Origin of the sequence: Sphingobacterium alimentarium, from assembly GCF_004342685.1 — a bacterium.
Lineage (GTDB): Bacteria > Bacteroidota > Bacteroidia > Sphingobacteriales > Sphingobacteriaceae > Sphingobacterium > Sphingobacterium alimentarium.
Genome location: NZ_SMBZ01000004.1, coordinates 69,166 through 79,955 on the forward strand (window position 1 = coordinate 69,166; position 10,790 = coordinate 79,955).

The 10,790-nt window shown below is 37.0% G+C and carries 13 protein-coding genes and 1 pseudogene; 8 read left to right on the plus strand and 6 right to left on the minus strand.

Translation table 11 applies throughout. The features are described from left to right. Positions 1 to 28: 28 nt before the first annotated feature. The 3 genes from EDC17_RS02855 to EDC17_RS02865 all read right to left on the minus strand — a co-directional run bounded on the left by EDC17_RS02855 (position 29) and on the right by EDC17_RS02865 (position 1,613). Entirely contained in the window at positions 29 to 490 is a 462-nt protein-coding gene (locus tag EDC17_RS02855) for an SRPBCC domain-containing protein (protein WP_132776663.1), read from the minus strand. Then, positions 487 to 999 carry a DinB family protein gene (locus EDC17_RS02860; RefSeq protein ID WP_132776665.1) on the minus strand — a complete coding sequence of 171 codons (513 nt, stop codon included), beginning with the start codon at positions 997 to 999 and terminating at the stop codon, positions 487 to 489. The genes EDC17_RS02855 and EDC17_RS02860 overlap by 4 nt, the downstream gene beginning before the upstream one ends. A 143-nt stretch (positions 1,000 to 1,142) precedes the next feature. Beyond that, complete coding sequence (locus EDC17_RS02865) at positions 1,143 to 1,613, minus strand: hypothetical protein (RefSeq protein WP_132776667.1); 471 nt, start codon at positions 1,611 to 1,613, stop codon at positions 1,143 to 1,145. Positions 1,614 to 1,895: 282 nt separating this feature from the next. Here EDC17_RS02865 and EDC17_RS02870 point away from each other — a divergent pair, with 282 nt between their 5' ends. The 8 genes and pseudogenes from EDC17_RS02870 (at position 1,896) to EDC17_RS02900 (ending at position 9,190) form a co-directional block, all read left to right on the plus strand. Continuing rightward, positions 1,896 to 2,531: a CGNR zinc finger domain-containing protein gene (locus EDC17_RS02870; RefSeq protein WP_132776669.1), complete on the plus strand. Its 636-nt coding sequence runs from the start codon at positions 1,896 to 1,898 to the stop codon at positions 2,529 to 2,531. A 447-nt stretch (positions 2,532 to 2,978) separates the two neighbouring features. After that, positions 2,979 to 3,728, plus strand: a complete 750-nt coding sequence (locus tag EDC17_RS02875) for an RteC domain-containing protein (RefSeq protein ID WP_132776671.1) — start codon at positions 2,979 to 2,981, stop codon at positions 3,726 to 3,728. 263 nt (positions 3,729 to 3,991) lie between these two features. After that, on the plus strand, positions 3,992 to 4,345 hold the full coding sequence (locus EDC17_RS02880) for a helix-turn-helix domain-containing protein (protein ID WP_099365218.1): 354 nt from the start codon (positions 3,992 to 3,994) through the stop codon (positions 4,343 to 4,345). A gap of 22 nt (positions 4,346 to 4,367) precedes the next feature. Beyond that, the gene (locus EDC17_RS02885) at positions 4,368 to 4,661 is read left to right on the plus strand and encodes a helix-turn-helix domain-containing protein (RefSeq protein WP_132776673.1); all 294 of its coding nucleotides are present in this window, start codon (positions 4,368 to 4,370) and stop codon (positions 4,659 to 4,661) included. 565 nt (positions 4,662 to 5,226) lie between these two features. Continuing rightward, positions 5,227 to 5,657: pseudogene (locus tag EDC17_RS17700) on the plus strand (DUF4099 domain-containing protein); the annotation flags it as partial. Positions 5,658 to 5,669: 12 nt separating this feature from the next. Continuing rightward, on the plus strand, positions 5,670 to 6,218 hold the full coding sequence (locus EDC17_RS17705) for a DUF3945 domain-containing protein (protein ID WP_449441392.1): 549 nt from the start codon (positions 5,670 to 5,672) through the stop codon (positions 6,216 to 6,218). 6 nt (positions 6,219 to 6,224) lie between these two features. Next, positions 6,225 to 8,309: a type IA DNA topoisomerase gene (locus tag EDC17_RS02895; RefSeq protein WP_132776674.1), complete on the plus strand. Its 2,085-nt coding sequence runs from the start codon at positions 6,225 to 6,227 to the stop codon at positions 8,307 to 8,309. Next, positions 8,309 to 9,190: an ORF6N domain-containing protein gene (locus EDC17_RS02900; RefSeq protein ID WP_132776675.1), complete on the plus strand. Its 882-nt coding sequence runs from the start codon at positions 8,309 to 8,311 to the stop codon at positions 9,188 to 9,190. The genes EDC17_RS02895 and EDC17_RS02900 overlap by 1 nt, the downstream gene beginning before the upstream one ends. A gap of 92 nt (positions 9,191 to 9,282) precedes the next feature. Here EDC17_RS02900 and EDC17_RS02905 read toward each other — a convergent pair whose 3' ends face one another. From EDC17_RS02905 to EDC17_RS02915, 3 genes are read right to left on the minus strand one after another with little or no spacing between them, the layout of a single operon-like run. Then, on the minus strand, positions 9,283 to 9,813 hold the full coding sequence (locus tag EDC17_RS02905; protein ID WP_099365214.1) for a dihydrofolate reductase family protein: 531 nt from the start codon (positions 9,811 to 9,813) through the stop codon (positions 9,283 to 9,285). Positions 9,814 to 9,837: 24 nt separating this feature from the next. Continuing rightward, on the minus strand, positions 9,838 to 10,284 hold the full coding sequence (arr, locus tag EDC17_RS02910) for an NAD(+)--rifampin ADP-ribosyltransferase (RefSeq protein ID WP_132776676.1): 447 nt from the start codon (positions 10,282 to 10,284) through the stop codon (positions 9,838 to 9,840). Between the two features lie 12 nt (positions 10,285 to 10,296). Beyond that, positions 10,297 to 10,755 (minus strand): MarR family winged helix-turn-helix transcriptional regulator, encoded by a 459-nt coding sequence (locus EDC17_RS02915; protein WP_132776677.1) that lies wholly within the window; start codon positions 10,753 to 10,755, stop codon positions 10,297 to 10,299. Between the last annotated feature and the right edge of the window lie 35 nt (positions 10,756 to 10,790).

Here is a 10,790-nt window from a genome sequence, read left to right on the forward strand (position 1 = left end):
TGACTGACCGTATGAGATGATTAAAATGTTATGTACGGCTGGTTTGCCTAATCTTTCTAACTTTAATCACTTTTTCTATGGAACCTATTTCGTCACTGTCTTTATAAGAATTATACCAAGATTCACCTTCTGGGTCTATTGAAAGGTCACCTAAGAGAAACTTGATCAGCGTTCCGCTTTTCGTTCCCGTTAGATGAAATTCATACGTTACACTGTCCTTCGGAACCTTTTTGTCCCAACTGATATCGAGTAATGAAATAACCAGTTTTGTATTCGGAACAAATGTTATGACTTCACCTTCAAGGTAAACGATGTCATTATCATTGATCCAATAAATTTTACTTCCTAATCCAATGGCTTTTTCATCTTTGGTTTTTGCAGGTACAAGCATCCAATCTTTAAAATATTTAGGAGTTGTGATTACTTCCCAAACTTCAGGTTGTGTTGCATCTATTATCTTTTCTTTGCTGACGATAAGGGGCTTATTCATTTAAGGCTATTTAAAATGTTAAAAATTTTTGTCAATTGTTTAATATGTCTTTGAGTATGCACAACATAAAAATGCAACCATTCAAACCGTGTCATATGTCCCAATGTTGGAAATTCAAAATCTAAGCATAGCACCCTGAGATCGTTTCGGCTGGAGAAGCTAATGATACGGTCACTTACAGTCTGTATATTCAAAACCAAGTTTTCCTTTTCAATATATCCCTCTGACGGATAGATAGCATCCGAATGCTCTGCGATTAGTTTTATATTGAAATTCAAAAAAAGCTCACTTAGTAGTTTGCAGTTCTCGTCATACGGTCTATCGGCAAACCCCGTCCAGCCTTTGAAAATTTCCCATGAACCATACGATTTTAAAAGATGATCACCGACCTGACCTGCTGTCCAACTGTTTGGAAAAGGAATTTTATTTAGCTGTTCAGTACTAAAAGCTTCTAACATTTCCGTTAATTCCTTGATCGTTTGTTGGAACTTGGTGGTGGTTGCTTCCATTTAATATTAATATTTGAAATGAAGTTTAAGTATCAGGTTTAAAAAGGTTTAGCAGTCTTACAATTCGTCAAGTCAATTTTGTAATACAGAATTAAACCTGACGAATACACTACTACAGTGAATATGACCTAATGGGACAAATTTTACTTGACTGTAATGGATCCATTTGGATTTAATGATTTATCCTGTTTTTTTGAACCATTGGCTACGTTGAAAATAAAGTCCTTGGCGTCGTACTTTCCAACAACCTTGCTAAGGTCTACGTTGATATCAAATTTTTTTTCTAAGCCACAGTCTTCTTGAGATTTGTTATTGAGCACAAGATTGATCTGCCCGGGGTTGGAAAACATTATAGATCCGTCCCACACGACATGGAAATCGTCTTGATTGCAACCACCTTTAACTTTAATGGTTAGCATGTTACCATTTCTCTTAATGTCTTCAATATTGAAATCTCCATCATTTCTTTTCTCTACCAGTTCCGCATATTTTTCGGCACTCCTCAGCAGATTGTTTTCAAGAACTGTTTCCGGATTGTTGTCGGATTTTTCACATGAAGTAATAGCAAAGCAAAAAAGCAATGCGAAGGCTGCATAAATTAAATTTGTTTTCATTTTTTTTTAAGTTTTTAAGTGATTAAAATTTTAGACTAATACGACCTCCACACTAATAACGCTACACCAATCTAAAAAACATTTACCAACTATTTTGATTTAGATGGTAAATTTACATATTTTTAAAATACGGACAACACTAACCGTAAAAATTTTATTCAGTCACCAGAATTTAGAAATGAATATATCTGCGCTAAAGCTTTTGATAGAGATACGGTCACATTATTAAACATTTTAAGTTGTATCCTTAGGTTTAAGTAGTAAATAGCATAACTTTGTCTTATGGGGAAATTTCGTAGTATTGAGACATTGAGTATCGACAGCACTGTATTGTGCTGTAATTTCGTCAATACTGTCAGTACCTGGAAAACCGCTAAAAACTATGACTATTTTGCTGTATATGATGATTTCATTGCATGGTGTTATAAATTGGAAATTTCTCCACGAGAACGTCTTGAAAGCTTAAAAGAATTAGCAAATGAACAGCCCGAGCAAGCTTTGATCGCTTTACATCGCATCAAAGAAATACGCAAAGTAATACAAGGGCTGATTTCTGCTGTAGCACAAGATGATAATGATAAAAAATCAGCCTATTTGCCTGCTGCCAATCTTTTGATTGTGGATGCGATATCAAGACAGCGTTTACTTTATGTAGATGGCAAATTCACTATGAGTCAAATAGATTCCGCAAACGACTTACTGTCCCCTGTTTGGAAAGCGGTGCAATCGTTGTCGGAACTTTTAACCGACCATGAGACAAAACGAATCAAAGAGTGCCCTATGTGTGGCTGGGTTTTCTTGGACGAAACCAAAAACGCCAGTAGGAAATGGTGTAGTATCAAAGCATGCGGCACTACCGATAAAATGAACCGCTACAACCAGAAGAAAAGCCTGAAGTTAAAAAAAGACAAAGGGTAATAGCATTCTTTCTGAATTCCAAAACTGCTGAGTTTATATAGGCTTAGGCATTGATGCTGTTTATCAGCAAGCGCCCATGAAGGCATGTATATCATGAATTACTAACGCCCATTCATGTGTATGGGGCAGACAACCCTCTGCAATCTCCGTCCTAATAAATTCTCAAATCAATATCTAGCACTAAATTATATACCATCTATTTTTGGTTAACTGGTAAAATTGTAATATTTTTGAAGGGTTTGACTTGTCATTTTATATTGCGAGTTCACTTAATCCATATTTTTTTAGATTGTTATGATAAGAAATGTACTAAAGTTTATAAGACTAACATAATTGAGATTTTTCATAAAAAATCGCTTTTGCTCTTATTGTTTATTTGAATTGAAAAGAATAGTTGTTATGCACTAAGTTTTATGTTTTGAGCTTTATATTGATGAAGCTTATGAAATGACAGTATATCTTCAGGATCTTTTATTTTCGGTTAAAAAGTACATCATTGAAAATGAATTTAAGAATGATGCCGAAGAGATCCATTTCTTCCGTACCATAAAACCTCAAATACTGGGTAAACTGATTTATTATAATAAAGTCTACCGTATAGAAACTACTTGTCCCGTCAGTAATGGCAATATGCATTACAGTTATTTTTCCAACCATTTAGCTAATCTTAAAAAAGAATATACTGAACATATATGCAATTCTGATTTTTATCGGTATTACCGTTCAGGCCGGACAGACCGTGACCACACCTACTTTAAAAGAGGGAATATTAATTATCACGATGGATTAAACAGCATTGTCTTTGAAATTGACCCTGCCTTCTCAACATTTTTTGATTACAAAGTTGCCCGGATAATTTCTAATGAATTATTGTACACCTACCTCTTGACAAAAATAAATCCAGATGAAAATCCCGATACGGTTTTAAAAAACTCAGAAACCACAAAGGATGTGTTTTGGACTGATAGCAAAAATGCCCTTATAGAACTTATATATGCTCTTCATGCTTCTGGAGTAATTTCGCATGGCAAAATAGGAATTAGAAAAATGGGGCTTATGTTTCAAATACTATTTCGTATTTCTTTAGGTGATTTGCACCATGCATTTCATCGCATGAAAACACGAAGTGGTTCTCGAACCGCTTTTTTAGACCAGCTCAAAATTTCCCTCGAAGAATACATGGATAAAGATCTTTAGCCATTTTATACAGCTTACATTTCAAACAAATTAAAAGCAGTACCAAAAACGTACTGCTTTTTCATTTACCCATATCTGCCAATTGGCAAATGTTAGCAAAACTCCTTTCTGAAACGCCTCTAATGCCTTGAAAGCACTTTAAAACAAGGACTTTTCCTAATTGTGAAAATTTTGAAAAAACAGCCAAACCAATTGGTAAGGCTTGGCAGACAAACCCTGCCACACTTCTCAATTTTGCATAAGTGACATTAAAGAGTTGTACAATGAAAATTATAACAATTGAAGAAGAGGCATGGAAACAGTTGAACAACCGTATCAATGCCATTGCCGATTACCTTAAAAGACAGGAGGAAAACAGCTACGACGACCTATGGTTGAATAACCATGAGGTATGCCAATATCTGCATATCAGCGAGAAAACCCTATGGCGAATGCGCACTAAGGGTGAGATAGCCTATTCAAAGTTTTATGGACAATATTTCTATACCATTGGGGCTATCAAGGATATGCTAAATGCCAATGCTGTACAAACCAGTGACGAGTATGTAAAAGAGCTGATGGCAAGAGGCAAAAGCTATATCGAAAAAGGCAGAAAGTTGAATACTGGCAAGCAATAAGACTATCATTAAACATATGAATATGAATATCGACAGAATTGAATTTATAGCGTGGATGGAGCGTATTTTAGAACGTCTTGATCTATTAAAAGAGCATATAGATGAAAGCAAGAGAAGCCTTAACAGTATAGACGGTGAAGAATTATTGGATAATCAGGATTTGCTACAGATGTTGAAAATAAGTAACCGCTCATTACAACGGTATCGCTCCATCGGTAAGCTACCTTACTATACAATTAGCGGCAAGCTCTATTACAAACTATCCGATGTACACCAGTTTATCAGAGAAAGTTTCAATCCTCCCTCAATTAAATAACGCCAAACAGTGACAAATGCTGCCTTTAACTGCCAATTGCCCTAAACCAATGAACGCTTCTTATACATTCGGCAATGAATAATAAATATTTGATAGTATGAGTGAAGAAATAACAACACAAAGAATGCCCGAACAATTTTCAGACATACTGCTAGTATTGGATAAAGAGAAAAAGAAAATTCAGGCTGTAAAGAGTATTGATGATAACGGGAATATGGAAACCGTTGATCCTACGAAAAAAAATCAGAACCATTTTATGCGGGTGGACAAACATGGAGACTTCTTTTCCAACTTCTTCTCCAATTTTTTTAGCCAGCTAAAGAACCCTAGCAATTTTTCATTCTTCAAGGTACCTGCACCTCTTGCGGTTGAGAAAGCACAGGAAATGCAGCTACAAATAAACAATCCAACTCCCGAGGGAGAAAAAGTGATGAAAGATCAAGAATTAAAACCAGAGTTAAGCCTCGATAAAAAACAAGAAAATCAAGACAATATGGAAACAACACAGACAACACCAGAAACAAGCGAATACCGCTACAAACCGGAACAGATAGATTGGGAGACGATGAACAATCTTGGGTTGAGTAAAGAAAAACTTGAAAAAATGAACCTTCTTGACCCGTTGCTAAAAGGCTACAAGACCAATGAACTGGTTCCTGTGAGCCTGAACCTCGGGACAGCCGTTACCCGTATGGATGCTCGTTTGTCGCTACAGCCGAATGATGACGGACAAATCGTGGTTGCCATTCACGGTATCCGTAAAGAGCCCAACCTCAACTTTGAATTTTTCGGACATAAATTCAATCAAGATGACAAGGATAACTTGCTAAATACCGGAAATATGGGGCGTGTAGTCAACCTGACCAATCCGAAAACAGGAGAAACCATTCCATCAATCATTAGTGTGGACAGACTGACAAATGAATTGGTTGCTCTAAAAACCGATTTCATTAAGATACCTGACGAAATAAAAGGAGTAAACTTGATGAAACCCAAAAGCAAACTTTAATGGAGGGTAAACCACTTCAATTAGAGGGTATGATTTCTAAAAAAGGAACAGAATTTTCGGCAACAGTACAGTTCAATGCAGACAAACGTTATGTAGAGTTCTTGTTTGACAGAGCGGGCAACAATCAGCAGTCGCAAAATAACCAACAAAAAAGTCAACAAAATCAGTCGCAGGAAGCACCAAGGACTTTTAGAGGTAAAGAATTGGATGATGAACACTACAATAAGTTCAAAGCAGGTGAGACTGTTTATGTAGATGGGCTGATAGATAAAAAAGGTCAGAAATATCAAGGGTATATCACACTGAACAAAGAAACTGGTAAAACTGGTTTTTCCTTCCAAAACCCTAATAAGCTCAAAGAACAGGCAAAACCTACGGAAGCCCACAAAACTCAAACCGCTGTCAATTCGGAGGGTAAAACCAATGAAGCGACCAAAAAGATTAAAGAACCTCTACAGAAAGGACAGCAAGCTCCGAAAAATAAAAAGCAACAGGAGAAACAAGAGAAACCCGAAACACCTGCCAAATCAAAAGGCAGAAAAATGTAATAAAGTATGAAGACAATTATTGCAGAAAAACCAAGCGTAGCAAGGGAAATAGCCGGACTTGTAGGTGCATCCGATAAAAAGGATGGCTATCTCACAGGCAACGGCTATTTTGTTACGTGGGCATTCGGACATTTAGTAGGCTTGGCAATGCCGGAAGATTACGGCATTTCGGGATTTGATAAAGCGGTTTTACCTATACTGCCTAACCCTTTTTTATTAACAGTTCGTAAAGTAAAAAAAGACAAAGCTTACACTACTGATGCCGGTGCATTAAAGCAACTGAAAGTAATCAAAGAACTATTCAATAAAAGCGATAGCATTATTGTAGCAACAGATGCAGGCCGTGAGGGCGAATTGATATTTCGCTATATATACGAATACCTCAAATGCAACAAGCCATTTGAACGTCTATGGATCAGCTCGCTTACCGAAAAAGCCATTAAGCAGGGTTTTGATAAATTAAAAGTTGGGTCAGAATTTGACGGACTGTATAAGGCAGCACAAGGAAGAAGTCGTGCCGATTGGCTCGTCGGTATTAATGCTACCCAGGCGTTAAGCACTGCCGCAGGAAATGGCATATATTCGCTTGGGAGAGTTCAAACACCTACGCTGGCTTTGATATGTAAGCGTTATCTCGAAAACAGGGATTTTAAAGTGAAGAAATATTGGCAAATACAATTGCAGCACAACAAAGAATTTATTGATTTCAATAGTCTTTCCAAAACCGAATGGGATGACCAAAAGTTGGCAGGAGATACGTTGAAATCTATTGAAAGAGTTAAGAGCGTTACCGTTACTTCTGTGGAGAGTAAAAGTATTACAGAGCAACCTCCTTTATTGTTCGACCTTACGGGATTACAAAAGGAAGCCAATAAGAAACTCAATCTTTCTGCTGAAGAAACCCTCAATATTGCCCAAGGTTTGTACGAAAAGAAATTCATTACTTATCCACGTACCGGAAGTAAATACATTCCCGAAGATATGTGGGCAGAGATCCCCGGCCTTGTGAGAGCCTTGCAGGACAGGGAAAGCTGTAAACAAGCCACCTCAAAAATGAAATGGGGACGTTTCAATAAGCGTATTGTAAATGACCTTCGGGTTACCGACCACCATGGTTTATTGATTACTGAGAAAATCCCATCAGCTCTGAACGCAAAGGAAAATGCGATTTATGACATGATTGCTTTTCGATTGCTCGAAGCACTTTCAGGGGTCTGTATAAAAGAGATTACCGATATAGGTTTACAGGCATTGCATTATGATTTCACGGCGAAGGGCTGTAAGATAACTGAAGCAGGCTGGCGTTCTATTAAAGGTAGTTTTTTCGATGCCGATACCGAAACTGTACAGGATCTTCCTGAATTAAAAAAAGGCGATGAACTCAAAATAAAAAAAGCCTCCGTTCTCGAAAAGAAAACTAAACCACCTGTACTTTATACCGAAGCTGGGCTTTTGTCGGCTATGGAAAGTGCCGGAAAGGAAATTGAAAATGAAGACGAACGCAAGGCTTTACAAAATATTGGTATCGGTACACCTGCCACAAGAGCAGCGATTATTGAAACTTTATTTACCCGTAATTATATCCAACGGGAAAAGAAGTCTTTAATCCCTACTGAAAAAGGATTGCAGGTGTATGAACTGGTCAAAGACAACAAAATTGCAGACGTAGCCATGACTGCCGAATGGGAACTTGCCTTGCAGAAAATCGAAAATGATGAAGCCAATGCCGAAGAGTTTCAGAAGGAAATGGAAGCCTACGCTTCAACCATTACCAATGAATTATTGCAAACTACCATTGCCATAAAGAACCTGCCTAATTTGATTTGCCCAAAATGTAGAAGCCAACATGTAATTATCCGTGATAAGATTGTCAAATGTCCAGATGAAGCTTGTACTTGGTTGCAGTTCCGTAATGTGTGTGGTGTGCAAATCAGTATTGCTGATGTTGAAAGCCTTGTAAGTAAAGGAAAAACTTCACTCCTCAAAGGAATGACTAGTAAAGCTGGAAAGAAGTTCGATGCCTATATCGTATTGAATGAAAAAGCAGAAAGTTCATTCGAATTTGAGAAAAATAAAAGCTACAAAAAATAATGGAAAATAAACCTGTCATTAGTCCAATGGAAATCAAAAACCTGATTTATACTATACGTGGAAAACAAGTGATGCTGGATAGTGACCTTGCTTCCTTATATCAGGTGGAAACCAAGAACCTTAACAAAGCAGTAAAACGAAATATTGAAAGGTTTCCAGTTTCTTTCTGCTTTCAACTGACCGAAGAGGAAGTTCAAAACTTGAGGTTCCAATCTGGAACCTCAAGTGTAAGTTACGGTGGAAGACGTTATTTGTCCTATGTTTTTACAGAACAAGGGATTGCAATGGCTTCTGCAATACTTCGTTCAGATATTGCTGTTAAAGTCAGTGTTGAAATTATGGAAGCCTTTGTAGAGATGCGAAGAATACTTACCAGCAATGCCTCGCTATTTAACCGCCTGGACAAAATAGAGCTTAAACAACTGGAAGCCGACCAGAAATTTGAAGATATTTTTAGGGCACTGGATAGTGATAAACTCCATAGCGAAAAAGGTATTTTCTATAACGGGCAGATTTTTGATGCTTATACCTTTATTTCTGATATTATCCGAAGTGCCAAAATTTCCATTATACTCATTGATAATTATGTTGACGATACAGTCCTCACATTGCTCGGAAAGCGTGAGCAGTCAGTAACTGCCAAGATTTACACCAAAAATATCAATAACCAATTACAGCTTGATTTGCAACGATACAACAGCCAATATCCAGCTATTGAAATTGAGCTTTTCTCTGATGCTCACGACCGTTTTCTGATTGTTGACAATACAGAACTCTACCATATCGGAGCATCGTTAAAAGACTTGGGCAAAAAATGGTTTGCCTTTTCACGAATGGATATTGAAGTCGGCAGGATGCTCCAAATCCTGAACAAGCCATAAAAAAGCACCTCGAATTATCGGAGGTACTTTGTTACTGATTACGCCAAATCCCACCTTTTAAAACCAAATTGTTTTGCCGCTCGTTGTTTTTATTATTTCCGTTTGTAATTTATTTGAATTAAGCCTGTTTCAAATGCCTTAGCTTTTACAAATTCAAGTACTTGTTCTGGTCTTCCGTCTTTAAAAAGCCTCGTTCCATTACCTAATAAAACTGGTACAACAGAAATTATAAACTCGTCTATTAAATCGCGTTCCAATAATTCATTTATTATTTCTGCACCACCGTCACAATAAATATTTTTACCGTTTTCTGATTTCAGTTGCTGGACTAATTCGGTTAAGTTTCCTGTGTAAAATGTTATCCTGCCAAGATTTGGTCTTTCTGTTCTTGTGATAACATACACATTTCTTTCTCCATTATCGTAGTGAGAAGCACCAATTTCTTTAACAACATAATCGTAGGTTCTCCTGCCAATAATTAACGTATCAATGGTTTCGGTAAACTCTTTATAACCGTAATCTTCGCCCTTTTTTTCTACTAATTTCAGGAAACTAAGGTCGTCATTAGGTTTTGCAATGTAGCCGTCTAAACTTGTTGCAATGAATAGTGATAATTTTCGCATTTGTTCTATGTTGGTCTGTATTATTTAATCTAAAATAATATTCTTCCCTTCCTCTCTAAGTTTTTCTAAATTCTCCTTCATTTTTTTTATTTGTTCGGCAGAGTTTCCGTGCCAAACGGCTACTTCCCCTACTATTTTAAACGGATGTTTTGAACAGTAGGACTTTGTCGGATTGCCTGGGAATTTTTTGTCTGTAACGTTCGGGTCATCCTCAATCTCGTCGGTTGCTTCTACCAGATAAATCCGTTCACGTCCTGTGCCTGACGCAAGTTCTGCACCTAATATTGCTGTATTCAGTGTTGCCGAAACATAAATGTGTTTTAATACTCTGTTTTCTTCATAATTGGTATTAAACCCCACCTGAATGTAATCGCCAATTTTCAGGTCGGCTTTTGTTCCGTGAAAATAGGTTTGGGCAAAAAGTGTGGGAGTATGATGTGTTTTTGGGGTTGTTGTTTTGTCTGTGTCCATTGTATTTCTTTATTATTTTTCTTCCACTTTTTTAATTTCTGCATTCATTAGCTCCAATGCCTTTTGAAAATATCTTTCCAAGATGATTAATTCATTGGTGGTAAATGATGAAAACAGGTCATCGGTTTTATCCTGATATTCTTTATAAAATGGTGTAATCAGGTCTGTTATTCTCTTGATGTTTGGTACTATAATTATTTTCCGCCTATCGGTTTTGTCTGGCTGTCTTTTTACCAGTTTTTTGCTTTCAAACCTGTCTATTAACCCAGTTACCGAACCTGTTGTTAAACCAGTAAGTACGGCAAGTTCCCCTGCTGTCATTTGTCCTTTTTGAATTATGAAACCCAAATATTTATGGTCGGTTCCGTTCAGCCCAATTTTCCTGCCGATGCTTTCGTGCATTTGAATAGACGTATAGACATACCGTTGGCTTAATTTTCTTAATTGGGTTGCTTCCTCTTTGTTAGACATAATATCTCGTTTAAAAAGTATCTTGTTTGCAAAGG